Origin of the sequence: Pseudoduganella rhizocola, assembly GCF_045984285.3 — a bacterium.
In the GTDB taxonomy this organism is placed as follows: domain Bacteria; phylum Pseudomonadota; class Gammaproteobacteria; order Burkholderiales; family Burkholderiaceae_D; genus Rugamonas.
In genome coordinates this window covers 43,638-69,922 of sequence record NZ_JBJQIK030000005.1, presented here as the reverse complement: position 1 = coordinate 69,922, position 26,285 = coordinate 43,638, and the positions used below count along the sequence as shown (strand labels likewise).

At 64.8% G+C, this 26,285-nt stretch carries 20 protein-coding genes; 6 read left to right on the top strand and 14 right to left on the bottom strand.

The annotated features are described in order from the left end of the window. The first annotated feature begins 91 nt into the window (after window positions 1-91). Genes ACJRPG_RS13235 through ACJRPG_RS13225 form a run of 3 tightly spaced genes read left to right on the top strand, consistent with a single transcriptional unit; the run spans window position 92 to window position 5,324 of the window. Window positions 92-628: a DUF2760 domain-containing protein gene (locus ACJRPG_RS13235; protein WP_408000560.1), complete on the top strand. Its 537-nt coding sequence runs from the start codon at window positions 92-94 to the stop codon at window positions 626-628. Further along, window positions 625-2,460, top strand: coding sequence for an Hsp70 family protein (locus ACJRPG_RS13230; RefSeq protein ID WP_408000559.1), 1,836 nt, complete (start codon window positions 625-627; stop codon window positions 2,458-2,460). The genes ACJRPG_RS13235 and ACJRPG_RS13230 overlap by 4 nt, the downstream gene beginning before the upstream one ends. Continuing rightward, on the top strand, window positions 2,460-5,324 hold the full coding sequence (locus ACJRPG_RS13225) for an Hsp70 family protein (RefSeq protein WP_408000558.1): 2,865 nt from the start codon (window positions 2,460-2,462) through the stop codon (window positions 5,322-5,324). Before ACJRPG_RS13230 ends, ACJRPG_RS13225 begins: the two co-directional genes overlap by 1 nt. Here the strand turns inward: ACJRPG_RS13225 and ACJRPG_RS13220 are convergent. The 9 genes from ACJRPG_RS13220 to ACJRPG_RS13180 form a co-directional block, all read right to left on the bottom strand. After that, window positions 5,308-5,922 (bottom strand): tRNA-uridine aminocarboxypropyltransferase, encoded by a 615-nt coding sequence (locus ACJRPG_RS13220; RefSeq protein ID WP_408000557.1) that lies wholly within the window; start codon window positions 5,920-5,922, stop codon window positions 5,308-5,310. The genes ACJRPG_RS13225 and ACJRPG_RS13220 overlap by 17 nt on opposite strands. Before the next feature lie 25 nt (window positions 5,923-5,947). Continuing rightward, window positions 5,948-7,591: a methyl-accepting chemotaxis protein gene (locus ACJRPG_RS13215; RefSeq protein ID WP_408000556.1), complete on the bottom strand. Its 1,644-nt coding sequence runs from the start codon at window positions 7,589-7,591 to the stop codon at window positions 5,948-5,950. 73 nt (window positions 7,592-7,664) lie between these two features. Continuing rightward, window positions 7,665-8,681, bottom strand: coding sequence for a type VI secretion system protein TssA (gene tssA, locus ACJRPG_RS13210; RefSeq protein WP_408000555.1), 1,017 nt, complete (start codon window positions 8,679-8,681; stop codon window positions 7,665-7,667). Continuing rightward, window positions 8,678-11,266 carry a type VI secretion system ATPase TssH gene (gene tssH / locus ACJRPG_RS13205; RefSeq protein ID WP_408000554.1) on the bottom strand — a complete coding sequence of 863 codons (2,589 nt, stop codon included), beginning with the start codon at window positions 11,264-11,266 and terminating at the stop codon, window positions 8,678-8,680. Before tssH ends, tssA begins: the two co-directional genes overlap by 4 nt. Then, on the bottom strand, window positions 11,263-11,703 hold the full coding sequence (gene tssE, locus ACJRPG_RS13200) for a type VI secretion system baseplate subunit TssE (protein WP_408000553.1): 441 nt from the start codon (window positions 11,701-11,703) through the stop codon (window positions 11,263-11,265). The genes tssH and tssE overlap by 4 nt, the downstream gene beginning before the upstream one ends. Window positions 11,704-11,762: 59 nt before the next feature. Beyond that, window positions 11,763-12,254, bottom strand: a complete 492-nt coding sequence (locus tag ACJRPG_RS13195; RefSeq protein ID WP_408000552.1) for an Hcp family type VI secretion system effector — start codon at window positions 12,252-12,254, stop codon at window positions 11,763-11,765. Between the two features lie 28 nt (window positions 12,255-12,282). Then, window positions 12,283-13,761, bottom strand: a complete 1,479-nt coding sequence (gene tssC, locus ACJRPG_RS13190; protein ID WP_408000551.1) for a type VI secretion system contractile sheath large subunit — start codon at window positions 13,759-13,761, stop codon at window positions 12,283-12,285. Between the two features lies 1 nt (window position 13,762). Next, window positions 13,763-14,269, bottom strand: a complete 507-nt coding sequence (tssB, locus tag ACJRPG_RS13185; RefSeq protein ID WP_408000550.1) for a type VI secretion system contractile sheath small subunit — start codon at window positions 14,267-14,269, stop codon at window positions 13,763-13,765. Between the two features lie 8 nt (window positions 14,270-14,277). Next, window positions 14,278-14,853 carry a hypothetical protein gene (locus ACJRPG_RS13180; RefSeq protein ID WP_408000549.1) on the bottom strand — a complete coding sequence of 192 codons (576 nt, stop codon included), beginning with the start codon at window positions 14,851-14,853 and terminating at the stop codon, window positions 14,278-14,280. 163 nt (window positions 14,854-15,016) lie between these two features. Between ACJRPG_RS13180 and tssK the strand changes: the two genes are divergently transcribed. Further along, window positions 15,017-16,357, top strand: a complete 1,341-nt coding sequence (gene tssK / locus ACJRPG_RS13175; protein WP_408000548.1) for a type VI secretion system baseplate subunit TssK — start codon at window positions 15,017-15,019, stop codon at window positions 16,355-16,357. Continuing rightward, window positions 16,354-17,130: a type IVB secretion system protein IcmH/DotU gene (gene icmH / locus ACJRPG_RS13170; protein WP_408000547.1), complete on the top strand. Its 777-nt coding sequence runs from the start codon at window positions 16,354-16,356 to the stop codon at window positions 17,128-17,130. Before tssK ends, icmH begins: the two co-directional genes overlap by 4 nt. Here icmH and ACJRPG_RS13165 read toward each other — a convergent pair whose 3' ends face one another. The 4 genes from ACJRPG_RS13165 to ACJRPG_RS13150 form a co-directional block, all read right to left on the bottom strand. Then, window positions 17,131-17,877 (bottom strand): OmpA family protein, encoded by a 747-nt coding sequence (locus tag ACJRPG_RS13165; RefSeq protein ID WP_408000546.1) that lies wholly within the window; start codon window positions 17,875-17,877, stop codon window positions 17,131-17,133. A gap of 12 nt (window positions 17,878-17,889) precedes the next feature. Next, a complete protein-coding gene (gene tagF, locus ACJRPG_RS13160) occupies window positions 17,890-18,807 on the bottom strand; it encodes a type VI secretion system-associated protein TagF (RefSeq protein WP_408000545.1) in 918 nt (305 codons plus the stop codon). After that, window positions 18,804-22,382, bottom strand: a complete 3,579-nt coding sequence (gene tssM / locus ACJRPG_RS13155) for a type VI secretion system membrane subunit TssM (RefSeq protein ID WP_408000544.1) — start codon at window positions 22,380-22,382, stop codon at window positions 18,804-18,806. Before tssM ends, tagF begins: the two co-directional genes overlap by 4 nt. Window positions 22,383-22,455: 73 nt before the next feature. Next, window positions 22,456-23,142: a M15 family metallopeptidase gene (locus ACJRPG_RS13150; RefSeq protein ID WP_408000804.1), complete on the bottom strand. Its 687-nt coding sequence runs from the start codon at window positions 23,140-23,142 to the stop codon at window positions 22,456-22,458. Between ACJRPG_RS13150 and ACJRPG_RS13145 the strand changes: the two genes are divergently transcribed. Continuing rightward, entirely contained in the window at window positions 23,027-23,911 is an 885-nt protein-coding gene (locus ACJRPG_RS13145; protein WP_408000808.1) for a hypothetical protein, read from the top strand. The genes ACJRPG_RS13150 and ACJRPG_RS13145 overlap by 116 nt on opposite strands. A 7-nt stretch (window positions 23,912-23,918) precedes the next feature. On the opposite strand, the gene ACJRPG_RS13140 is transcribed toward ACJRPG_RS13145, so the two are convergent. Beyond that, complete coding sequence (locus ACJRPG_RS13140) at window positions 23,919-26,174, bottom strand: coiled-coil domain-containing protein (RefSeq protein WP_408000543.1); 2,256 nt, start codon at window positions 26,172-26,174, stop codon at window positions 23,919-23,921. Between the last annotated feature and the right edge of the window lie 111 nt (window positions 26,175-26,285).

The window sequence follows — 26,285 nt, the reverse complement described above, 5'->3', positions numbered from 1 at the left end:
GCTAGCTGGTATGATGCGCACTTCCCAGGATTCCGATCCCGATGCAGTTCGACAGCATCGGCTGATTATCCCCACATCAAAGAGCAATAAAATGAACGACACGACTACTCTCCCATCTTTCTGGAGCAGGATTTCCCTTGCCTTCAAGGTTATTGGCGACGCTGAATTTGCCGCGCGCCTGAACCAGCCCGCAGTAGCGCCTACGCCGGCGCCAACGCCCGCCCCCACCGCCGCGCCGCTGCGCGAAGCCACGCCGGATGCAGCCCTGCAGCTTCTGAGCCTGTTCCAGCGCGAAGCGCGCCTGATCGATTTCACGCAGGAGAACCTGAGCGCCTATTCGGACGCCGATATCGGCGCTGCTGCGCGCGTGGTGCACGAAGGCTGCGCCAAGGTGCTGCGCGAGCACTTCACCATCGAGCCGGTGCGCAGCGAAGCGGAAGGCAGCCGCGTCACGCTGCCGGAAGGCTTCGATGCCGCATCGGTGCGCCTTACCGGCAACGTGGTGGGCAAGACCCCGTTCACCGGTTCGCTGAGCCACCGCGGCTGGCGCGCAAGCAGCGTGCGCCTGCCGAAACTGGCGGAAGCGCATGACGCGAAAGTGCTGGCCCCGGCCGAGGTGGAGCTGTGAGCGATCCGCGTTACGCCATCGGCATCGACCTTGGCACCACGCACAGCGCGCTGTCCTATGTTGACCTGGGTGGCAGCGACGGCGAAAAGACCAGCCACGGCGTGCTGGGCATTCCGCAGCTGACGGCGCCCGGCACGGTGGAAGAGCTGCCGCTGCTGCCTTCTTTCCTCTACCTGCCGCATGCCGATGAGCTGGCGCCCGGCGACCTGGCCCTGCCCTGGAGCACGAGCGAAACGTCGGCGGTGGGCGACATGGCGCGCAGCCGTGGCGCCACCACGCCGATCCGCCTCGTATCGAGCGCCAAGAGCTGGCTGTGCCATCCGGGCGTGGACCGCCGCGCCGCCATCCTGCCCACCGATGCGCCGGAAGAAGTGGCGAAGGTATCGCCGCTGGAAGCATCCACGCGCTACCTGCAGCACCTGCGCAAGGCATGGGATGCCGCATACCCCGAAGCGCCGTTCGCGCAGCAGTCCGTGACGGTGACGATTCCCGCCTCCTTCGATCCTGGCGCGCGTGAACTCACGGCCGAAGCGGCGCGCGCCGCAGGCTACGACAATGCCACCCTGCTGGAAGAACCGCAGGCCGCGCTGTACAGCTGGATCCAGGGCAGCGACGGCCGCTGGCGCAAGGACGTCAAACCCGGCGACATTATCCTGGTAGTGGACGTGGGCGGCGGCACCAGCGACTTCTCGCTGATCGCCATCCTCGAACGCGAAGGCAAGCTGGAACCGCACCGCGTGGCCGTGGGAGACCATATCCTGCTGGGCGGCGACAATATGGACCTGGCGCTGGCCCACCTGGTATCGCGCAAGCTGGCCGCCAACGGCACCCAGCTCGATGCCTGGCAGCTGCGCGCCCTCACCTACGGCTGCCGCAGCGCCAAGGAAAACCTGCTGGCCAATGCCAGCGCCGAGAGCTGGCCTATCGTGATTCCAAGCCGTGGCTCGAAGCTGATCGGCGGCTCGATCCGCACGGAGCTCACGCGCAGCGAAGTGTCCACCTTCATTACTGACGGCTTCTTCCCGCAGGTGGATGCGGCGGCACGCCCTGCCGTGCGCGCCCGCGCGGGCCTGACGCAGCTTGGCCTACCCTATGCGCAGGATGCCGCCATCACGCGCCACCTGGCCGCTTTCCTGGGCCGCCAGGTCGGCGCCACCAGCGAGCTGCCGGGCTTCACGCCGGATCCTGCGCACAGCTTCCTGCATCCAAGCGCGGTGCTGTTCAACGGCGGCGTGTTCAAGTCCGAACTGCTCACGCAGCGCGTGATGGATACCATCAACAGCTGGCTCGCCGGGGAAGGCGCGCCAGCCGCGCGCATGCTGGCGGGGGCCGACCTCGACCTGGCCGTTGCGCGCGGCGCCGCCTATTACAGCTATGTGCGGCGCGGCAGCGGCGTACGCATTCGCGGCGGCACGGCACGCTCCTACTACGTCGGCATCGAATCCGCGATGCCTGCGATTCCCGGCTTCGAGCCGCCGATCGAAGCGCTGTGCGTGGCGCCGTTCGGCATGGAGGAAGGCAGCGAGCTTGAACTGCCGGGCCAGGAGTTCGGCCTGGTGGTGGGCGAGCCGGTGCACTTCCGCTTCTTCGGCTCTTCCGTGCGGCGCCAGGACCAGATCGGACAAGTGCTCGAATCGTGGAGCGGCGACGAACTGGTGGAGATGAACGAGATCCAGGCCACGCTCTCGCCCGAAGGCCGCCTGCCGGGCGAAGTGGTGCAAGTGCGCCTGCATGCGCGCGCCAGCGAAGCAGGCACGCTGGAGCTGCTGGCGGTGGCGCGTGACGGCCAGCGCTGGAAAGTCGAATTCGACGTGCGCCAGTCCGAAGGCTGATGAAACGCTACCTCGTTGGCATTGACCTCGGCACCACGAACACGGTGCTGGCCTACATGGCGCCGGGCGCCGGCGAGGTGGAGCTGTTCCCGGTGGAGCAGCTCAGCGCTCCCGGCGAAGTCAGTGCGGGCAAGCTGCTGCCCTCGTCCCGCTACCATCCGGCGGATGGCGAGCTCGCCGAAGGCGAACTGCAGCTGCCCTGGCCATCGGCGGAACGCGCTGTCGTCGGCAGCCTTGCCCGCAAGCTCGGTGCGCAGACGCCGGGCCGCATGGTGGCCAGCGCCAAGAGCTGGCTCTCGCACTCGGGCGTGGACCGCACGGCCGCCATCCTGCCCTGGGGTGCCGGCGAAGGCGTTCCCAAAATCTCGCCGCTTGCAGCCAGTGCAAGCTACCTCGCGCACCTGCGTTCCGCATGGAACACGCGCTTCCCGGACGCGCCGCTGGAACGGCAGGAAGTCGTGCTCACCGTGCCCGCATCCTTCGACGAAGGCGCGCGTGCGCTGACGCTGGAAGCCGCGCGCATGGCCGGCCTGCACGAACTGCGGCTGCTGGAAGAACCGCAGGCAGCGCTGTACGACTGGCTGCTGCGGCACCGCACTGCGCTGGCGGAGCAACTGGCGGACAGCCGTCTCGTGCTGGTGGCCGACGTTGGCGGCGGCACCACCGATTTCAGCCTCGTCAAAGTGGAGCTGTCGCAAGGCGAACCGGTACTGACACGCATCGGCGTCGGCAATCACCTGATCCTCGGCGGCGACAATATGGACCTGGCGCTGGCGCGGCTCGCCGAATCGCGGCTGGCGGCGCAGGAAGGCGGCAGCGCACCGCGCCTCTCGGCAGGCAGTCTCGCACAGCTGATCGAACGCTGCCGCGCCGCGAAAGAACAGCTGCTCGCGGCGGATGCACCGGAGCAGGCCAGCGTAACGATGCTCGGCTCCGGCTCGCGCCTGATTGGCGGCAGCCGCTCCGTTGTCTTCACCCGCGATGAAGTGCGGCAGATTGTGGCGGACGGCTTCTTCCCCTTGAACGCCGAGCAGCAAGGGCCGAAGCGTGCGCGCGCCGCCATCGTTGAATTCGGCCTGCCGTACGCCGGCGATCCCGCCATCACCCGCCACCTCGCCGCCTTCCTGCGCCAACATCCAGCCCAGCCCGCCGGATGGCCGTACCCGTCCACTTTGGGGTCAGACCCCAATGTGGACGGGTACGGCCATCCGGTGGCCCCAGCTGTTGAGGCGGCGATGGCGCTGCCGGATACGCTGCTGCTGAACGGCGGCGTGTTCCATGCGACGGTACTGGCTGAACGACTTGCCGAGGTGCTCTCGGCCTGGCGCGGCGCCCCGGTGCGCGTGCTGCACAACGAAGATCCGGACGTAGCTGTGGCGCGCGGCGCCGTGGCTTACTCGCTGGCCCGGCGTGGCCTCGCTCCGGCCATCGCTGGCGGTTCGCCCCGCAGTTACTTCCTGCTGCTGGATGCGGAGCGTGCGCCGGGTGTGCAGCGCCGCGCCATCTGCATCCTGCCGCGCGGGACGCCGCCCGGCCGCGAAGTCCGGCTGACGGAACGAAGCTTCGCCCTGCGTATCGGCCGCCCCGTGCGCTTCCACCTGCTCTCTTCCACCTCCGACGAAGGACCGGCGCCGGTGGCGGGCGAACTGCTGAATCTTGATCCGGCAGATTATGTGCAGCTTCCGCCCGTGGCGACCGTGCTGCGCGACAGCGGTGAAGCCGGTGCACGCAAGGAGATTCCCGTCCAGCTGGTGGCCACGCTGAGCGAGGTGGGCACACTGGAACTGCACTGCGCCGCCGAAGCGGACAGCGGCCAGCGCTGGTCGCTCGAATTTCAGCTGCGCGGAACGGAAGAGGAAACGGCCGAGGAGGAAGCTGCGCCGCCACGCTTCGCCGAGGCGCTGGAGAAAATCGACCGCATCTTCGGCACGCGCGCCCAGCAGGTGGATGCAAAAGAAGTGCGCCAGCTGCGCGCCCAGCTCGAACAGCTGCTCGGCAGCCGCGAACGCTGGACCACGCCCCTGCTGCGCCGCCTGTTCGATGCGCTGATCCAGCGCGCCAAAGGCCGCCGCCGCTCCGCCGAACACGAACGCGCCTGGCTGAACCTCGCAGGGTATTGCCTCCGCCCCGGCTTTGGCGCCGCCCTCGACGACTACCGTATCGAACAGCTCTGGGCGCTGTTTGAGCAGGGTGTGCAGAACCACAAGGAGAGCCAGGTATGCGCCGAATGGTGGACGCTATGGCGCCGCGTGTCTGGCGGGCTGGATACCGCAGCCCAGCTTCGCCTGCTCGACGATTTCGCCTTCAACCTGCAGGCCGATGCCCAGGAGCGCGGCAAGCGTCCAGTCACGCTGGTTAGCGGCAGCGAGGAAGACATGCTGCGCATCGGCGCATCGCTGGAACGCATACCAGCTGCCTACAAGGCGGAAATCGGCGACTGGATGCTGCAGCAGATCCTGGACATTCCCAAGCGCCCGGCACGCGAGGCAGCCAAAGCCGCAGGCGCCTACACCCGCTATCTGTGGGCGCTGGGCCGCGTTGGCGCACGCCAGCCATTCCATGGCAGCGCCCACGAAGTGGCGCCGGTGGCAACGGTGGAACAGTGGCTGGCTGCGCTGCTCCAACTGGACTGGCGCAAGATCGAGCCGGCAGGCTTTGCCGCCGCCCACCTGGCGCGCATGACGGGCGACCGTTCGCGCGATATCGGCGACACGCTGCGTACAGAAATCATTGCGCGCCTTGCGGCAGCCGGTTCGCCGCCCACCTGGGCCGCCATGGTAAAGGAAGTCACCCAGCTCGACCAGGCCAGCGAACAGCGCATGCTGGGCGATGCCCTGCCGCCCGGCCTCAAGCTGATTCGCTGAGGCGCCGCGCGGCGCCCTGCTCTGCCAGCGCCTGCTGCTGGTCCACGAAGCCGTCAAATGCCGCCAACAGACCGCCAAAGCGCTCCCCTTCGACCTGCGTGAGCGCATGGCACACCGCCTCCATGGTCGACAGCTGGCCCGGTGCATGGGCCTTGCGGATGCGGTAGTGGGAGGGCGGCAGGCCGCTCAGCGCAAGGCGCGGCAGCGATTGAAGACGGGGATTCAGGTAGAGCATCTTGCGGCTCTTGCGCCAGGTGGCATCCAACACCACCAGCAGCAGGGATTCGGGCTGCGCGAGCCAGGCCGCATCCAGTGCAGGTGGCGGCGCCACGCCCGCCACATCGGGGTATAGCAGAACGGCCTTGCGGCCATCCAGCATGGCGGCCAGCGCCGCATCCCCGAACTGTTCGCCGACGTGCAGCTCGCTGTTGGGCAGGCACAGGTGCAGCAGGCGCGCGCTGTTTTTCGCATTCGCCACTTCCAGCGGATGCTGCAGCACCAGCACCCGTGTGCTGCTGGTAGACGGCTGCACCCATTGGCAGATGCAGCCGGATTGCGCGCGCAGGCAAACAGCGCAGGAGGGACGTTGTGAACTCATGCCGGCATTGTAGCGCCGGATATGCTCAGAACTCCTCCAGCTCCTCCACTTCGCGCCGCCGCGTCGGCGTACGCACCAGCGCCGTACGTTGCGAGGCATGCTGTGCGGCCGTACTGGTCGCCATCTGCGCCATATCCAGCTTGAACAGGCTTACTGCTTCCGCCAGGCGCGAGGACTGGTCCTGCATCGAAGCTGCGGCGGCGGCCGCTTCCTCCACCAGCGCGGCATTCTGCTGCGTGACCTGGTCCATCTGGGTGATGGCCATATTCACCTGTTCAATGCCCTTCTGCTGCTCTTCGCTGGCATCCGCAATCTGCGTCATGATGCTGGTGACGCGGCTGATTGCGTCCACGATCTCGCCCATCGTTGTTCCGGCCTTGTCCACCAGCGCCGACCCCGCCTCCACCTTGTGTACCGAATCGTCGATCAGCGCCTTGATCTCCTTGGCTGCGCTGGCCGAACGCTGCGCCAGGTTGCGCACCTCGGAGGCCACCACGGCAAAGCCGCGTCCCTGCTCGCCCGCACGCGCGGCTTCCACGGCCGCATTCAGCGCCAGGATATTGGTCTGGAAGGCGATGCCATCGATGACGGAAATAATGTCCACGATCTTGCGCGACGATTCATTGATGGAGCCCATGGTGCTCACCACCTCGGACACCACGGCGCCGCCACGGCTGGCGATATCGGCAGCGTTGATCGCCAGCTGGTTGGCCTGCCGCGCATTGTCTGCATTCACGCGCACCGTGGACGTGAGCTCCTCCATGGACGATGCGGTCTGCTGCAGCGAACTGGCCTGCTCCTCGGTGCGCGAAGACAGGTCCAGGTTGCCCGCCGCAATCTCGCAGGAAGCCGTGGCAATGGTGTCGGTTCCGCTGCGCACCTGGCCGACGATTGTTACCAGGTTCGAATTCATATTCTTCAGCGCGGACATCAACTGCCCCGTTTCATCGGTGCTCATCACGTGGATCTCGCTGGTCAGATCGCCCGAAGAAACAGTCTCCGCGACGCGCACCGCTTCGTGGATCGGCGCGGTGATGGTATGCGTAATCCACCACGCGAGCACCACACCCAATGCCAGCGCACACAGGCCAAGCGCAATGAGCATATTGCGGCCGCTGCGGTAATTGCTCTGGATGTCCGCTGCAGTGTCGTCGAGCAGCGTTTGCTGCGTTTTCAGCAGCGTGGCCAGCGCGGCAAGGTAGGTGTTCTTGCGCGTTTCCATATCGGTGGTGAACAGGCGGCGGCTCTCCTCCAGATTGCCCTCGCTCTTCGCCTTCAGCACGGCCTTGCGCACATCGAGATAGGCCTTGCGCGCCGCAAGAATGGCCTTGTGCTCGGACTGCGAGCGTTCGTCTTCCAGCGTTTTGCCCAGTTCATCCTGGATCTGGGTTGCGCGCTTCGACGAGCCGGCCATCGTTTCCTCAATCGCCTTCTGCTCCTCCGCCGACGGCGCCATGATCGCAGCGCTGGCGCGCGCCGCATTGACTTCGATGATCTTGTTCCACTCCGCCATGAGACGCTCTTTGTGGACGCGTTCCGTAACCAGGCTCTCCGTCATCTCGCTGGCGCTCTGCATCCGCATCACGCCCACGATGGTGAGTACAGCCAATAACGCCAGAACGGAAGCGAAACCCAGTCCAAGCCGCATGCCAATGCGCAGGTGTTTCATGGTTTCTCCTTATAGTTGTATTCCTGATGTAGCTTCAGTCTGAGCCGAACAGCAGGAGAAAGCAAGTAGAGCTTTATCCAGTATTAGCAGGCGGCACGCCCAGCAACTCGTCCAGACAGCTTGCCATCGCCGGATCCTTGACCACACTGCGCAGCCAAATGTGCAATGGCATATCGCCCCAGACGGCCGCTTTGTCCACCAGGTAGGCGACCGGACTATGCGGCTCGGTCTGGCGGAAAAACTCTGCAATCCTTCGTAACTGAAGCAAAGCCTCCTGCCGGTTGCGCAGCCCGCCACTCGCCTTCTCCGGCAGTGGTAACGATTCCGATGACGCTATACCGTCGTTTGGGATGAGCAAAACGACAAAGTCGATAACGTTTTGTAATATCGCGCGCGCAGCGCCAAAGCCGGGGCCGTCGCCTCCGAGCCGCGCATCGATGGCCGCCTCCAGTTGCTCCAGGGAATCCAGACAGTAGCGAGTGTCGGCTAGCAGGCACTCGTTGAAGTGAGCGGAATTCGCGCGGCGATGCGCATCCAGTTGAGCAATATCGGGAAGTTCCGAACTGCTTTGTACAGGCCAGGACGACTCTGACGGATTGCGTGCAGTGTTGTTTCTTTGCCGCGCAGCATCGAAATCGGCCAACGAAACGGTGCCGTCTTCCGTTACGGGAATCAGCTTGAGAAATCCCACGGCACGCGCGGCGAGCCAGAACAGGTTGCCGATCCGGCGCTCGTGGTCATCCGCTTCGGGGAGAGGATACAGGCCTTCCCAGTAGCGTTCGATGAGGGCGGCGAGCAGCGCGAAGCCTTCCCCGGCGCCGCGGAACTGGCGCGTGAGCGCCAGCGCTTCCGTCAGCCAGACGGCGAGCTGCAAGTCCTTGCTGCGCGTCTGGATCAGCTCCTCGCAGCGCTTCGCGACGAAATGCCAGTCGGCCTCTTTCAGCGCAGTGGTCCATTCTCCCTGGTCCAGCGTGGGATCGTCATGCTGGCGCGCGCGTGCGATTTCATCCACTTCCGCCGTGAATGCGAGGTCGCTGCCGCACTCCTGCAGCACACTGACCGGCAGCAGCAGGCGTTCGATATCGATCATGGCAGCTCCTCAATATGGAGTGCGTTGTCCTTCTCGCTTGCCTCCAACGAAGACAGCGCACGGCCTTCGGCGATCCGCGCCAGCACCAGCCTTGCGATTTCGGGCAGCAACTGGCCGTTGATGATGTTGTCGACATTGCGTGCGCCGGAATCCGCCTCCGTGCAACGGGCAAGGATCGCTTCTTCCAGCGATGCCTGCCAGCGGAAGTCCACCTTGTGTGCATCGGCGATGCGCACGGCAACGCGCTGCAGCTTCAGCGCAATGATCTGCCGCAGCGCCGCAGCGCTGACCGGGTAGTAAGGCAGCACCTGCACGCGGCCGATAAAGGCGGGACGGAAATGCTTCATCAACTGCGGCCGTATCAGCTCCTGCAGGTCGTCCGGCGTAGGCAGTTCTTCCGCTTCCTTGTTCAGGCAAGCCTGCATGATGGCCCCCGAACCCGTGTTGCAAGTGGCAATGACGACCACGTTGCGGAAGTCGATCAACTGCCCTTCGGCATCTTCCATCATGCCCCGGTCCAGCGCCTGGTAGAGCAGTTCCACGACAGCGGGATGCGCCTTCTCGATTTCATCCAGCAGCAATACGCAGTAGGGATTGCGCCGCACGGCTTCCGTCAAGACTCCGCCTTCGCCATAGCCCACATAGCCAGGCGGCGATCCCTTCAGGACCGCCACGCTGTGCGCTTCCTGGTACTCGGACATATTGATCGTGATTAGCTTGTGTTCGCCGCCGTAAAGAAGGTCGGCCAGCGCAAGCGCCGTCTGCGTCTTGCCCACGCCGGATGGTCCGGCGAGCAGGAATACGGCTTTCGGCTTGCCCGGGTCTTCCAGTTTTGCACTGCCGGTACGCAGGCGCTGCGCAATGCTCGCCATGGCGCGCGGCTGGCCGATCACGCGCTCCGCAAGCTGGTCTTCCAGCGCCAGTATCGCGGCAATATCGTTGTGCTGCAGCCTGCCGAGCGGAATTCCGGTCCAGCCGGAGACAATGCCGGCCACCGTGGCGCCGTCAACGTCAAGCTGCATCAGCGGCGTGTTGCCCTGCATCTGGGCGAGTTCCCTTTCCAGATCCCGCAGCGGCTGCGACGGCGGCTGTTCCAGGCCGCGCAAACGCCGGATCTCATCGGCGATATGCTTTTCGCGCTGCCAGCGTTCTGCCAGCCCTGCGTGCAGCCTGTGCGCTTCCCCGCGCTGCGCGCGCAGTAATGCGACGGCAGCAGATGAGGTACCATAATCGCGCTCATCGCGTTCCAGCGCGCATATCTCTGCCTCGATCCGGCCCATGCGCTGTGCCGCATCTTCCAGTTCCGCCGGTGCGCTGCCCTGCGCGAGCGCGACGCGTGCGCAGGCGGTATCCAGCACGCTGACAGCTTTGTCCGGGAGCTGGCGCCCGCTGATATAGCGGCGCGACAGATGCACCGCTTCAGTGACGGCGTCGGGCCGTATGCGGATGCCGAAGTGCTTTTCCATCAGCGGCACCATGGCGCGCAGCATCGCGCAGGCCGTTTCCTCGTCAGGTTCCTCCACCTTTACTACCTGGAAGCGCCGCGCCAGCGCCGCGTCCTTCTCGAAGTACTTCTTGTACTCGCTCCAGGTGGTGGCCGCAATCGTACGCAGCTCCCCGCGCGCCAGCGCAGGTTTCAGCAGGTTGGCGGCGTCGTTCTGGCCAGCCGCACCTCCGGCGCCAATCATCATATGGGCTTCATCGATGAACAGCACGATGGGCTGCAGACTTTTTCCTACCTCGGCAATCACCGACTTCAGGCGCTGCTCGTACTCCCCTTTCACACTTGCCCCGGCCTGCAGCTGGGCCATGTCCAGCGCACGGATCGCAATACCGCGCAATGCATCAGGCACATCTCCGGCAGCCACGCGCAGGGCCAGGCCTTCCACGACAGCGGTCTTCCCTACGCCGGCGTCGCCCGTGAGAATGGGATTGTTCTGGCGGCGGCGCATCAGCACATCCACTATCTGGCGGATTTCCTTGTCCCTGCCGATCACGGGATCGAGCTTTCCCTCGCATGCCTGGCGCGTCAGGTCGACGGTATACAGATCCAGCGCCGGCGTCGCCTCGTTCTGCACCGGCGCCGTCGTGGCAGGCGCAGATCCGGATTCGATGGAGCCTTCGGTACAGCGTTCCATCCTGTGCTTGAGTTCATGCAGGGGAAAGCGGCCGAACATGGGAGTGCTGCGTTCCGCAAGCTGCGCCAGTTCCGGCTCCGTCAGCAAGGCAAGCAGCAGCTGCGCGCTACGGATGCGCTGCGGATGCACTGGCGCCAATGAAGCCAGCAGCCATGCCTGTTCCAGCAGCAGCGGTATATGGTGCGCGAACACCGGCACCCTGGCATTGCCGCATTTTAGTTTCTGCAGCTCCGCGCGCAGCGCGTTATCCAGCAGTTCGATACTGATGCCGGAGCGGCGGGCAATCACGGGCAGGTCGCTCCGCTCCTGTTCCAGCAAGGCGAGGAAAAGATGCTCGATCTCTATCTCGTAATGTCCCATCGCCATGCACAGGTTGGCCGCGCGGCTGGCGGCAATGCGGCAAGGTTCGTTCAGTTTCTCGATCAGCGATTTCAGGTTGGCTGTCATGCTTTGGCTCCGCGCTTGATTGAATAGTGCAAGGTGGATGGCTGCAGTACTGCGTCGAAATCGATGGTTTCCTGCAGCGACGGCAAGGTGAGGGTCCCGCTGATCGCGAAACGGATGCGGTTCACTGTTCCGGGCTCCTCGACGATGCGCGCCTGTACCCTGGTCAGGCGCGGCTCATGTCTTTCGATGGCGGTGCGCAGCAGGGTGCAGACGCGGTTACGGTCTTCCATGCTGCGTATGCTGATGCCTGCGAAATCGGGAACCCCGTAATTGAACAGGGAGGCCGCGCACAGGGGATAAGCCTGAAAGGCGTCCGCAGGCATGGCGACGCGGGTATTCAGCAGGTCTTCAAGGTCGCGCAGGATGGCGTCCCTGATTTCACCCGGACTGCCTGCATAGCCCAGCAGGCGGTCCAGCAAACCGGCATGTATTTGCAAGATGCAGGCTCCGGAAAAGAAAACGCCGCAGCCAGCTGCGGCGTCGATGCGGCCTGGTATCAGGCGACGCGGTTGGCCGACAAGTCCCAGCCGCCGGAAGTATTGCCGCCGGCGCCGCCCGAGATTTTCTGTTGCGTATAGCGCCAGCGCACCTTGGAGAACTTGAGGCCGACCTGCTCGGTGAGGATGTCGCCTTCTTCCACATTCGGCGCCACGGCGCTGATCAGCACATTCTCCACTTCGATCTCGAAGTACTTCACGCGTTCACCTTGCGCGTCGGCGCGCATGAACTCGAACTTCGCTTTTGGAATGGTGCGCCCGGCCGAACAGGTTTGCAGCAGGATGGGCGAGGACAGGTCCGCCAGTTTGGACACCACGATATCGCGATGCTCACAGCGTTCCGCCGTATGGCCGCCGCCGGTGGAGGCCGTGGCGGAACGCGGCTGCTCCACAGCCCAGCTGACCGATTTGCATTCGATCCAGTCCTTGTGACGGTCGTCATTGGATTCACCCTTGATGCCATCGATTTGCAGGTAGACGTCAATTGCCATTGCTTGCTCCTCTAAAGTGGTGTTGGTATCAGCGGTTGGTCGTTTGCGGCAGCTCCGCGACCAGACGGAGGGAAACGGTAAGTTCGTCGAGCTGGAAATGGGGGCGCAGGAAGCTCACGGCGCGAAACACGCCAGGCCGCCCTGCCACCTCGTGCACCTGAACGGAAGCCTCGCGCAGCGGGAACTGAGCCTTCTGCTGCTGGCTCGCGTTATCGTCCAGCAGTACATACTTCATCAGCCAGCGGTTCAGGAAGTCTTCGACATTGGAGGCAGCATTGAAGCTGCCGACCTTGTCGCGCATCATCGCCTTCATATAATGGGCAATGCGCGATACCGCAAAGATGTACTGCAGCTGCGCGGACAGGACGGCATTGGCGTTGGCCGCCTCCGAGCTGTAGCGGCGCGGCTTCTGCGCCGACTGCGCGCCGAAGAAGGCGGCATAGGCGGTGTTCTTGCAGTGCACCAGTGGAATGAAACCCAGGTCGCTCAGCTCCTTCTCGCGGCGGTCGGTGATCGCCACTTCGGTAGGGCACTTCAGCGCGATCTCGCCTTCATCGGTCTTGAAGGTATGGGTCGGCAGGTTGTCCACCAGGCCGCCGCCTTCCACGCCACGGATGGCGGCGCACCAGCCGAATTCCTCGAAGGCCTTGCTCAGGCGTGCACCGAATGCGTAGGCAGCATTGCACCACAGGTATTTCTGGTGGTCCGTGCCATCCACCTCCTCGATGAAGGTGAAGCCTTCCACCGTGGTGCCGTCCACCGGATTGAATGGCAGCCGGCCCAGGAAACGCGGCAAGGTCAGCCCCACATAGCGCGCGTCTTCGGAATCGCGGAAAGACTTCCATTTTGCGTATTCAACGGTATCGAGCACCTTGGCCAGGTCACGCGGCTTGCCAAGGTCGGCGTAGCCCTCCAGGCCGAACAGCTCAGGCGACGCCGCCGAGATAAAGGGCGCATGCGCCGCTGCGGCCACATGCGACATCTGCTCGATGAAGTACATGTCTTCCGGCTGGCGTGAAATTTCGAAGTCGCCGATCAGCGCAGTATACGGAGCGCCGCCGAAGGTGCCGAATTCTTCCTCATAGACCTTCTTGAAGATCGAACTCTGGTCGAACTCCAGCGCACTCTGAAAATCGCGGACGAGTTCACGCTTGGTGGCATTCAGCATGCGCACCTGGAGGTTCTGGCCGGTTGCGCTGCTGCGCACCAGGTAGTGCAGGCCGGTCCAGCTCTGTTCCAGCTTCTGGAACTCGGGGGCATGCATGATGGTGCTCAGCTGGTTCGAAATCAGCCGGTCGATTTCAGCCACGCGCGCGTCCAGCGTGGCGGACAGATTGCCGGATATGGTAACGCTGCCGACCAGCACCTGGTCCACCAGCTCGGCGATGATATCGCGCGCCCTTTCATGCTCGACATCGGAGCGCGCGACCTTGCTGCGTTCGACGATCTGGTCCAGCATGTCCGGTTCGGCCAGCGGGGTTTGCAAAGCTTGCAGTTGCGCCGACATGTCAGGCCTCCCCGGTACTGTGTTTGCGCTGCAGGCCCGCCAGGCTGTCCGTGTTCTGCAGGACTTCGGCTAGCAGGTCTTCCAGCTTCTCGTTTCCGGCCAGCTTGTTGCGCAGGTCGGCGAGCTTGGTGCGCGCATCCAGCAGTTTGCTGAGCGGAGCCACCTGGCGCACGATCGCTTCGGGGCGGAAGTCGTCCATGGACGTGAACTGCAGTTCCACGCCCAACTGTCCCTCGCCTGAAAGCCGGTTATCGACCTGGAAGCGCGCGGCTGGCGCCACGCCCGCCAGCACTTCATCGAAATTGCCGTTATCAATGCTGACAAATTTACGGTCCTTGAGGCGTTTACGCTCGGCGTCCGGGCTGCCGCCGAAATCGCCGACCACGCCAAGCACGAACGGCAGCTCCTTGTTTTCCATTGCGTCGCCAATTTCGACGTCATAGGTCATCTGCACCCGTGGCGCGCGCACCTTGGTCAGGCGTTTCTGAACACTGTCCTTGTTCGCCATGGTCCCTCCTATTTGAGTGCGCTGAACGGATCGCTGCCGCCGCCCTGGCCGGGCGCTGCCTTGCGTACGGCTGCGCCGCCGGCAGCCTTGCGTACCGGCGCCTTGCGTGCAGGCTGCGGTACCAGGATTTCTTCGCCAAGGCTTACGCGCAGCAGGTTCGCCAGTTCCTGCGCTTCGGTTTTCAGGTTGCCGCCCAGGTTATTCTGCAGGCTCAGGTCAGCCAGCGCCTTTGTCGACAGGCGCAGGCCGCTGACCGCCACGATGCTGTTGCCCTGGCGGTCGGCCGGATCACGCTCCAGCGCTTCCAGAGCATGGCCGATCGCATCGCCGTAGCTGCCACGCTCGAACTCCATCTGCGCCATCTGCAGCCATGGCGACTTCTCGGCCGGATACGCTTCCGCCGCGGCGCGCAGGCCGGCGATGGCCTTTTCCTTCTGGCCGCTGGCAGCATTGCGTTCCGCCTCCGCGAGGTGCTGTTCCAGCGTTATCTTGACCATCTTCTCCACACGCTGCACCGGCGCGTCCGTCGCGCAAGCGCTCAGCAGCAAAGCGCAAATGCACGTTCCAATCACTGATCGTTTCATCGAACCCTCCCCTGCGAATGAATGGAGGCCATTATTGAAGCGATGCCACAGGGAGCTGTTGCGTTGGAACAAAACAGCATGCCGCGCTTGCGTCGCCGCAAATGCAGCGGCGAGCTGCTTCGGTTTAATGGACATCCGCACAAACCATTGAACCGGTGAGAATATGGGATTCCCCGCAAAGGTACTCTGGTCCGAAGGGCTTTTCCTCCGGCCGCAACACTTCCAGCAGCAGGACTACTATCACGAGACAAGGCTGCAGCGCGTGGTGCACGCACTGCATCCCTGGCCATGGGGACTGCTCGGCATCGAGTGGGACCATGCGGGCCTGCGGAATAATGTCCTGCGCGTGCACCGGGTGAACGCGGTATTGCGCGATGGCGAAGTGATCGACGCGCCCGCCGCCGATGCGCTGCCTCCGCCCATCGATCTCGCTGCGCTGCCACCGGATGTGCAGGAACTGACCTTCCATCTCGCCTTGCCCGCCCTGACGCGCGACGCCAGCAACCTTCCCGGCGATTCCCCGGCTGCCTGCCGCTACGTGCGCGATGAAGCGGACACGCCGGACCTGTTCACCAGCGCCGCCAGCACGGAGCTGACCTACCTGCGCAAGACGCCGCGCCTGCTGTCGCAGCTTGAGCCGCGCGGCAGCTTCGAGTGCCTGCCTGTGGCAAGGCTGCGCCGTTCTGTGTCCGGCGGCTTCGAAATGGACGCGCACTTCCTCGCGCCATGCCTTACCATCGGCAGCTCGCCGTGGCTGCAGCAGCGCCTGGAGCAGCTGATGGATGCGCTGCAGGCCAAGACCAATGCGCTGCAAGGCCATATGCGGGAGCCGAGCCGCAATGTGATCGAGTTCCGCTCCGGCGACGTCTCGGCGTTCTGGCTGCTGCACTCCGTCAGCACTTCCGCCGCCACACTGCTGCACTACCTTCGCCATCCTGGGCTGCATCCGGAACGGCTGTTCGAAACCATGCTGACGCTGGCGGGGTCGCTGATGACCTATTCCCGCAGCTATCATCTCGCCAGCCTTCCGGCCTACGAACACGGCGATCCGGGTCCCGGCTTCGAAGAGCTCGACAGCGTTATCCGCGACCTGCTCGACACCGTGATATCGGCCCGCTATTTCGCTATTGCGCTAAGCGAGGAGAAGCCCTGCTACCATCTCGGCAAGCTCGATTCCGGAAAAATCGATGGCAACACGACGCTTTACCTGGCGCTGAGCGCCGCCATGCCGCTGCTGGAGCTGATCGAGGCGGTGCCCTTGCGCGTCAAGGCCGGCGCTCCGGACGACGTAGAAAAATGCGTGCTGTCGGCGATGCCCGGCGTACGCCTGGTGCACGCCGCGCAGGTGCCTGCCGCCATCCCGCTGCGGCCGGAGACCTGCTACTTTGCGCTGGAAGCACGCGGCGTGCTGTATGAACAGATGCTGAAGGCGCAGTCGATATCGGTCTACGTGCCCGCCGGCATACGCGACCTGCGGCTCGAACTGCTGGCGGTGACAGCATGAATGCCCGGGTTGAACGCCGCGCGGCGCCCGCCCTGTTCGGCGACCAGCCCACGGGGGCGGACAGGGCCCGCGTCCATTCCCTGCTGGACCTGATGCAGGAAGGCTTCCACCTGCTGTTCCTGCTGAAGCGTGGTGCACGGCCTCCGGAAATCGGCCATTTCAAGGAAAACGTGACAGCTTTCCTGCATGGGTTCGAGCGCGAGGCGCGCGGCTTGCACGCCCACGGTGAAGATATCGATGCGGCGAAATACGCCTGGTGCGCGGCGCTCGACGAAATCATCCTGATGTCGGATTTCGAGATACGCTCGGCATGGGAGCGCAGGCCGCTGCAGCTGGAGATCTTTGGCGACCAGCTGGCTGGCGAACACTTCTTCGACCGGCTGGAGACCTTGCGCAGCAAGGCCACTGCCCGGCTGCAGGCGCTCCAGGTATTCCATCTGTGCCTGCTGCTGGGCTTCCGCGGCAAGTACGCCCTGGACGGCGCGGACCGGCTGGCCTACCTGACCGCTCGCCTGGGCGACGAGATTGCGCATATCAAGGGCAAGAGCAAGGGCTTTGCGCCGCAGGCGGCCCGGCCGGACCAGATCGTACACCGCCTGCGCAGCACCACGCCGCTGTGGACACTGGGCGCCCTGTTCCTGCTGGTCAGTCTTGGCGTATTTGGCGGCTTGCGGGCCTCGCTCGCGCGGGAGGCCCAGGCCGGCCTCGCCGCTTATGACGGCATCGTGAAGCTGCCGCCGAGGGCGGCCAGCTTCTACCTCACGCTGCCATAACTAGTCCGCAATGCGGAACTCGATACGCCGGTTCCGTGCGCGGCCTTCATCGCTCGCATTCTCCGCAACGGGCCGGTCCGGCCCGAAGCCTGCCACGCTGATCATGTCGGGCATGACGCCGCGCTGGATCAGGTAAGTGCGCACCGCCTCCGCGCGCGCCAGACTGAGGCCCAGGTTGCCTTCCCTTGCACCGGTATTGTCGGTGTGACCGATGACTTCCACCTTGCGCCCCTTCACCTTGCCCAGTGCAAGCACCATCTCGTCAAGTATCTTCTGGCCGGAAGGCCTGAGCACCGCCTGCGCCGTTTCAAACTCGATAATCCGCTTGCCCAGCGCCGCGTCCAGCAGCTGCTGGCTTCCGCCCACGCGCAGACCGTTGCGCACCACGTAGCTTGGATTCAGCACCGCAGCCATGTCGCTCGCAATCTGCTGGCGCTGCGCCTCGTTGGCGACCTCGCCGCGGATACCGACGCTGTTCCCTTCCACCGACAACTGGCCCTTCGAGATCACCTTGAGATTCGGCTGAATCAGGTTCTGTACGCTGGCGCTCCAGCTCGCCGGCAGCACCACATTGCCGATCGAGATCTGGTCGACAACCCGCCCGGCGCCATAGAGTTCGCGCAGGCGTGCCAGCAGCATCGCCTTGCTCGCCTCATCCGGCACCACGCCGCTGGCCACGACCTTCTCTCCAGGCTGTGCATGGCACAGGCAGCACGCAAACATCAGGAGCAGCAGGCATGAGCGCATATGGCCTCCGTTTCAGGCAAAAGTGTCAAGGAAAACCTGGCGGGCGGCCTGCAGCGACAGGCTGCCCTGCTCCAGGCAGGCCCCCAGGCGCAGCACCGCGCCGTCCTGCCGGATCATCTCGTCAACCCAGGCCGTATCGTCAAAGGTAATCTGGTGCTGCGCTGCGAATTCAGGATCAATCATTGCCTGCAGCGCGGATGGCGACGCACCCGAAAAACTCACGGCCAGCACCGGCCGCCCGCCGCGGCGCGTCAGGAACAGGGCAAGCTCCACCTCCGCATCCCGCACAAAGGGCGCAATCAGAGACAGCCAGAAAGCCGCCGTGCCGTTCTGCGCCGCCGGCTCCTGCGGCAGCGGTAGCACGATGCTGCGGTCCAGGCGCTGGGAACCGCTCCAGCGGAAAGGCTGCAGCAGCAGGCCAATGCCCATCATGATGCCGCGCACACTGAAGCGCCGCCCGCCTGCGCCCAGCAGTTGCTCCAGCGCAGCCAGGTCGGGCGCCGCTTCCGGGGCACTGCCGGATACCGCCAGCGCTGCCGCCAGCTCGCGGCTGAGGGCCGCCGCCCGGCTGGCATCGTCCCAGAATGCCGAGAACAGCTGCGGATAATCGGACAGCAGGCGCTTGCGGCAGTCCACTTCGATCACCGTCATCAAAACGAAGGGGAAACGCCGCAGCGACTGGTCCGAACTGGTGCGCAGGTGGCCCGCAATGGCGTGGGCGCTGCGCGGACCGACAAAGGCAAAGTCCATCGGCTCGAAGGCGTCGTAGTGCTGTTTCCAGCGCGGATTCGCCGCCAGTGCGGCCATGGTGGCCGCGATCCACTCGTCCAGCAAGGCACTCAGCTGGTGATGGTCGCCGCCTTTCACAAAATCCGGCCGCGACGGGAGCTTGCCAAAATAAGCGACGCGGAGCAGCTGGTCGGGCTTCATGGCGCGCCTCCTGCAATGCTCTCCGGCAGCCGCATATTGCGGAAACCTGGCTCCCGTGCCCTATCCGGTTCGGACGCAGGACTGCTGATGATGCGCAGCGCAACGCTTACCGTCACGCCGCCTCCGCTCCACTTCAGCTCATGCATGCCGCCGTCCTTTCGCGTCTTTGCCGCCGCTTCGATCATTCTCCCCAGTCCGCCCTCGCCCGCCTCGTTGAACAGGTCGATGCTGCGGCCGTCCATGCCAATAGCGCTGATGCGCGCCCCTGCCGCGCCGTTCGGTCCCGGATGCGTCATATTCGTCCACTGCGCGGCGGCATTGCGGTGACGCAGCAGCTGGCCATCGATCTCCAGCGTGTATTCCTGCGCATTGCTCGCCGCACCGGGCAGGATCTGGAACACCGTCTGGCTGCCCGCCTGCGCGCTGACGCCGTCGGGCGACATCCACGCCGGAAACTGGCGCAATGCCGCGGGCTGCAGCGTAATGCCCATATCGCCCCAGGTGCGCGGCGTGACAACATCGCCGCGCCGCACCACCAGCGGCCCAAGCGCCGCATCCGCGAATTTCGCGACGGCGCCTGCAGGGCCGAATATCTGCGCAATCTCGGCCGCACTCGCTTCCACCCGCGCACTGCCGTCGAAGGGGAATTTCTGCGCCAGCGAACGCTGGAAGGGTTCATAGACCTGCGCCAGCCAGGTCTTGTTCAGTTCCGCTTCGGCCGGGCGCACGATAACGGCGAACACCTGCATCAGGGGCCGCACCAGGATGGGCCGGATCGCCTGCCGCTGGCTGTCACTCATCCCGGCCATCATCTGTTCGTCCACCAGCCGCAGGGCGTCCGCCAGCTCCGAGCCGTGGCCCTCCAGCGTCTGCTGCATGAACTGGCGCGCGCCCGGTCCGGGATCGCCCTGGTTGCGCAGCGTATTGAGGCGGCCGCGCAGGCGCGACAAAGCCTCCAGGTAGGACTGCATCAGGCCGGGCTGCCCGCTGCCGACCAGCTTTGCCAGCGCCGAGAACTCGCGGCCCACGGGGCCCATCGGCTTATCAAATTTTCCTGAATCCAGCTGTATGTTGACGTTCACGGGCGGCGTGATGCGCAGCACGCGGGACTTGAACCAGTTGATGAAGCCCGCCTGCGCCTGCTGCATTTGAGCGTTGGCAATGGAAGGATTGTCCCAGGCGGTTTGCGTATGTATCGCCTGCAGCACTTTCGCCAGCGGTGACAGCTGCGGATCGCCGAGCCGGTTCATCGCCTTCACGGCCTCACTGAAGCCTTTCATTTCGTGTACCGACACGCCCTGCAAGAACCTCTGCCATTCGCGCGCGTAGTCAGCCTTGTACATATCGGTCAGTGCGGCCTGAATCTGCTGCGGGCTGCCGCTCAGGGTCAGGTCTTCCTTGCCCGCGGTCTTGAGCACCCAATCGGCGCTCTGCGTTTCCCTCGATGCAGCATCCGCGATAGCACGCTGGACGAAGCCCTCCCATGCTTCGCGCGTAAAAGCGCCCGGCACGGCGTGGCTGCCGGTCAGCAGATCGCGGTCTTGCTCGCCGACAATTCTTGCCACCGTCATTGATGGGAAGCGCGTATTGGCGCGCGCGCGGATCTCGCTGTACACCCGTTCGCGTGCCGGCATGCCGTTCGCCGCCTGGCGCAACTTCTCCCGCGCAGCCTCCACCAGCGCCAGCTTGTTGTCGACATGCGGCATATCCGGTGCACCGGCCTGGGCGGCATAGAAGGTCATCAGCCGCTCCGCGCTGCGGATCAGCTGCTCGCGCGGCATGGCGCCGCGGTTCGCCTCCAGCCAGCGGCGCCAATGGCGGCTTAGCTGGTCGTTCAACTGGCCCTGTTCCGCGCGCGCAGGTTCGGCCAGCATCAGGTAGGTCTTCAGCGCGTTGTAGCCCTCTTCGGCGGCAGCTGCGCTATCTGGCGTAAGCGCGTGCAGTTGCGTCTCCAGCGACGCGGCGACGGGCAGCAGCATCACCTCGCGCATGCCGCTGAGATATTCCGCACGCAGTTTCTGCTCCAGTTCTGCGCCCTGATACAGTCCGAACCGCAGTGCCCACGGCCGCTCACTGCGGTAGTCCTGCAGCTGTTCAAGCCGGTCCTGCATGATCACCAGGGCTTCCAGCCGCGATTGCAGGTCCACCCGGCCTTTCTGCAATTGTGCTGCCTTGCCGACGTCTGCCCGTACTCCGGCGATCAGCTCGCGGTTGCCCAGGTAGGACCAGGTCCAGCCGGCAAGCAGCCCGCCGAGAAGGAGCACGCCGCACAGCAGGCCGGCATACTGCAGGCGTACGGAGCGCCGGCTCGAGTACTGCGACACAAGGTGCTGGTCTTCGAACAGCACTTTCCGGAACAAGTCCAGCAGGAAGTAGCTGTGCTGGTTCTGCGCAGCCGGGCCGTCGGCCGCCAGCTCCAGGGCGAAGCGATCGGCCACACGGCGCGACTGGACGCATGGCGCCTCGCCCTCCTGCAGCGCACTGGTGAAGTAGAAGCCCCTGAACAGGGGTTTGAACTGGTAAGGATTGTCTTCAAACAGCACCGCGAGGAAGGCGCGCAGCGGCACCCGCAGTGCGGAAAATTCGAGCGGGAAGGTAAATACGCCGGGCGGTATCGCTGAATGTGCGCGGTGCGGCTGCATCAGGTTCGCGATGCCGGTTTCCTTGAGCCCTTCCTGCAAACCATCGAAAGCGCTGTCGAAGAAGTCCAGTACGTCCTTGCAGCCGGCCTTGCGCCGGTATGGCATGGTAGCGCCCCAAATACGTTCGCGCTCACTCTGCTCAAAGGGCGCGAAGAAGTCCGTGAAGCCTGCAATCAGGTCGGCCTTGGTGAACATGACATAGACCGGCGCGAAGATCTGCAGCCTTTCGATCAGGTCCTGCACACGTTTACGCAGGCTGCGGGCGAGGCGCATTGCCGCATCGGCGTCGTCGGCGCGGAGTTCCGCAATGCTGACGGCGATCACAATGCCATTGACCGGCGCCCGTGAACGGTACTTCCTGAGCAGATCAAGAAAACCGTGCCACTCCGGCCGGTGCTCATCCTCCACGGCGTAGCGGCCCGCCGTATCGAGCAGGATACCTTCCGACGTAAAGAACCAGTCGCAATTCCGGGTGCCGCCAATGCCCTGCACCACTTTGTCGGCGAAGGGGAACTGCAGGCCTGAATGCATGATGGCACTGCTTTTACCCGCCGCCGGGTTGCCGATGACGACCAGCCAGGGGAGCTCGTAGAGTGCACGCTTCCCGGCCACAATGCCCAGCCGGGAGCCCTTGATCGTCGCAATAGCCTTCAGCATGCCATCGCGTACCACCGCCATATCGTGCTGGTTCGGCTCCTTGTCCGGTGCGGTGATTTCGGCTTCGAGGAGCCGCGCCCGGCGCGTCGCCCGCCAGCGGCGCCCGGCCCATACCAGGGCTGCGACAACGAACAGTGCAGCAATGGCAGTGAGAGCCCAGGACAAGGCAATCTCCAGCAGTTCAGCGCCCACAAGGAAAACTGTGGCCATGATGCATACGCCGAGCAGTGCCAGCTTGCGGGTATCGGTGATAAACAGCCAGAATCGACGAAGCATGGGATCGTTCTCCGAGGCGTTTAGGCGGTCGGATGATGGTGCCACCAAGCTTATGCCTCGCTGTTGACAGAGCTCAACGACGCTCGGCAGGCTTACGCAGTTCCGCGTGGCCGAAATCGCGCATCGCCCAGTTGCCGCCCCAGGTAAGGCCCGCATCGCCAGCCACGCGGCCAAAGAGTTCATAGCCACGCATGGCCCAGGGATCGTTTTCGCTGATGATGACGAGCCCTGCCCGGACGAAAGCGCAATCGGCGGCCAGTCCATGCTGGTGATAGCTCTGGAAGGCGCGCGCTGCCGTCACATGGCTGCCCATATCCGCCAGCTGGTTCTGCCGCTCAGGACTGCGGAAGCCCTCCAGCAGCACCATCTGGTAGCCATGCCGTTCGCGCATCACCTGGAACACCCGCAGCAAACGCTGTGCGAACTCCGCTTCAAGCAGCGCCCAGTCCCGGTTCGCATTCGCCAGCAGGGGACGCTGCTGCTGTACCTCGGCGGTGGTGAAAACCTCGGGTGGGAGCGCGGCAGGGGCGGCAAGCTGTTCTCCCCGCAGCGCTTCGGCAATCTGCTCGTTGACGGGACCGGCCTGCGGCACCGGGACCGGCAGCCGCATTTCTCCCGTGGCCAGCAGCACAGCGACTGGTGGTATGACGATTAATGCAACTGCTCCGAACATCCAGGGCCAGCGCCGCCGCAACAATGGCGGGCAGTGGAAGAAACCTGCCAGTGCAGTAATCAATGCAGTGCGCCCGTCCGGGAACAGGAGCGACCAGGCGGCCACGCAAACGGTTGAAAACAGCAAAACCATCATAAAGATCAGCATGGTGAGCTCCATCAAGGCGCGATGCAATAAGGCGCTGCACACTGGCGAGCGGCAGCATCACCGTAATCGTAGGCCGGGCTTTCCCGGCACGAATGCGATCAAATCAAAGCGGATGGAGGTTGATGTGGCGCGATCAAACCGGCAGGAGGAGAAGACAGGGATTCTGGCCAGCCTGGATCAAAGCACGCGATCGCGGAGCGTTCCGGTCCCGGCGCTGCGCGCCGCATGCATGGCATTCGCGGCGCTCGCGATAGTTGGCGCCGCACTTTGGATGGCGCCGCGCGGTACTCAGCGCGCGGTGCGGCCTCCAGCGAACGCCAGCCCTGCAACCATATACGAAAGCCCGGCGGAGCCGCAGCCCGAAACGGCAGCGGCGATTATCAACGAGCCAGCGCAGGCAGCACCGGCCAAGGCAAACACACCGGCCGCGCAGCAGCCATCCACACCAGCAATGCGCATTCCGCGCCAGATGAAGCGCGGTGCACCGCCGCACGGCGCGGCGCCGGAAGACAGGGACATCGCCTTGCTTGCGGCCCTGGTTGCGCATGGCAGTATCAGCGACAAGGATATCGTCGAACGATACAGCGGAGCGAGCACCGCCTCGCTGGTGCAGCGTTGCCGCCGCCTGGGTGGAACCGAGGGGGAGTTGTGTGAAGCGCGCATCTGCAGTGGCGCCGCCAGGAGCGAAGCGCCGTGCAGTGCGCGTTAAAACCTGATCAGCGGGCGCGCCAAACGGCGGTTGCGGTTTCTTTCAGGCGGCCGATGACGTCACGCGCCATGGTTTCGGATTGACGTTCCTGCTGTGCTTCGGCCAGCGCGGCGGCGAAACCATGTGCTTCGTCGGTGGCGATGGCGGCGGCTTTTTCTTCGACTGCGGCCAGTGCTTTCGCAACAGCACCCTGGCGGCGGGTTTCCAGCGCCAGCAGCTTGGTCTTGGCCTGCACCATGGCTTGCGTGGTGTCGGCGACTTTACGCTGCATCATGGCGTGGGCCTGGGCGATTTCCACCAGTTCTTTCTGGCCGGCCAGCTTGGAAGCTTCGGCTTCGGCTTTTTCGCGGGCGGCAGCGGCAATGGCCTTCTCGGATTCGAGACGGGCCTCAATCGCTTGCGCGGCGCGCACTTCGGCGGCGTTGGTCGCGCGCTGCTGCGCGAGCTTCTGGTCGATCAGCGCCAGCGATGCGCGTTCGGCTTCAATGAATTCGCGTTCCGCGGCCAGCAGTTCTTCGGCCGCAGCAGCTTTCTCCTGTTCGGCGCGGGCGCGTTCCTTGTGCACTTCGCTCAGTTCAATCGCCAGGCGGGCTTGCGCTGCGGAGGCTTGTGCGGCCAGCGCTTTCTGTTCGGCTTCCACTTCCACTTGGGCGGCGATGGCGTTCAGCGCGGCGGCTTCCGCTTGTGCGGCTTGCTGCAGTTTTTCGTCGGCCATCGATTTGCGCTGCATGGCTTCGGCCTGTTCAAATTCGGCGGCGGCGCGCTGCTGGGCGACGATGAGCGCGCGCTCTTCTTCGTCCAGGCGCAGCTTGAGGGCGGCGATTGCGGACTGCTCTGCTTCGGCGCGGGCGCGTTCGGCTTCCACCAGCTGGGCCGCTTGCGCAGCTTTTTCCTGGGCCAGGGCATTCGCGGCTTCCAGCGCGTCAACGTGGGCGGCCATGGCCTTGATCTCGGCTTGTTCAGCCTCGTTGGCGGCGGCTGCCAGTTCGGCGGCGGCGCGCGACAGTGCGGCGCGTTCTTCGGCCAGTTGCGCGGCACGCTGCTGTTCGAGGCTGTCGGCACGCGCGGCTTCGGCGGCGGCCTGCTCGGATTGCTGGCGCAGCTTGGCCTGTTCCAGCGCGGCGGTTTCAGCTTCCACCTTGGCGTGGGTTTCGAATTCGGCTTGCTGTTCCGCCTCCACACGGGCCAGCGCTACCGCGTGCAGCTGGCGGTCGGACTCGATGCGCGCTTCGGTGGCGGCGAGAATGCGGGCGTCGGCTTCGCGGCGTGCCTGTGCGGTGGTGGCAGCCATGGCTTCCAGGCGCTCGCGCTGGGCGGCGGCGTCGCGGATTTCCTTTTCGGTTTGCAGGCGCAGGTGCAGCGACATGGCGGCGCTGCGGTCGGATTCGGCCTTGGCCAGGGCGATCTGTTCGCGTTCCTGCTCCAGGTGCGCCAGCGCACGGGCCTCTTCCAGTGCGCGCACTTCGGCGGCGGCGCGGTTGAAGGCGGATTCCAGCGCCACGCGGTCTGCCAGTTCGCGCTGGCGGGCCACTTCGAGCGCTTCCGCTTCGGCCTGCGCCAGCTGCTGGGCGGTCTGGCGGGCGCCGTAGGCGTGGCGTTCGCGTTCACGCGCCAGCGTGGCCATGCGCGCGTCGGCGCTGGCCACACCCACCAGTTCCTCTTTCGCCGCCTGCACGGCGGCGGCACGTTCGGCTGCCTGCAGACGGGCCTGTTCGGTTTGCGCCACCAGTTCTTCAGCGGCGCGCGCTGCCTGCGCTGCCAGTTCGGCTTCGGTGGCCATCTGTTCGGCTGCGGCGCGGCGGTTTTCTTCTTCGGCTTTCGCACGCTGTTCGGCGGCGAGGCGGATCTGGGTATCGGCTTCCACGCGGGCACGCAACTCGGCGGTTTCCTGTTTCACCGCTTCCAGGCGGGCCACGCTGGCCTGGGCGGCGGCGCGCAGGCTTTCCAGGCGTTCGCGGTTGGCGGAAATAGCTTCTTCGGCGGCCTGCGCGTTCTGCAGCGCGACGGCGGCGGCGGCAGCATCCATGGCGGCGCGGTCTTCGGCCAGTGCGCGGGCACGGGCTTCGGCGTTGGCGCGGCTCTCGGCGGCGCAGGCGGCTTTCGCTTCCGCTTCAACGCGGGCGATGGCCTGCTTGATTGCCTTCATCTCGGCTTCGGCACGGTCAGGTTTGGCGATCTCGCCGCCTTCGGCTGCATGCAGCAGCTCCGGCGCATCGTCGGATACGAATTCGGCGTCGAGGTTTTTGGCCAGTTGTGCTTGCATGACAGTTCTCGCTTTGACAAGGTAATCGGGATTTCCGAGTTGCCATTATCAAGCGGGGTATTGCCATTTCAGGCGCGAAGAAAGGCGGGATTTTCCCGCCAATTCGCGGTT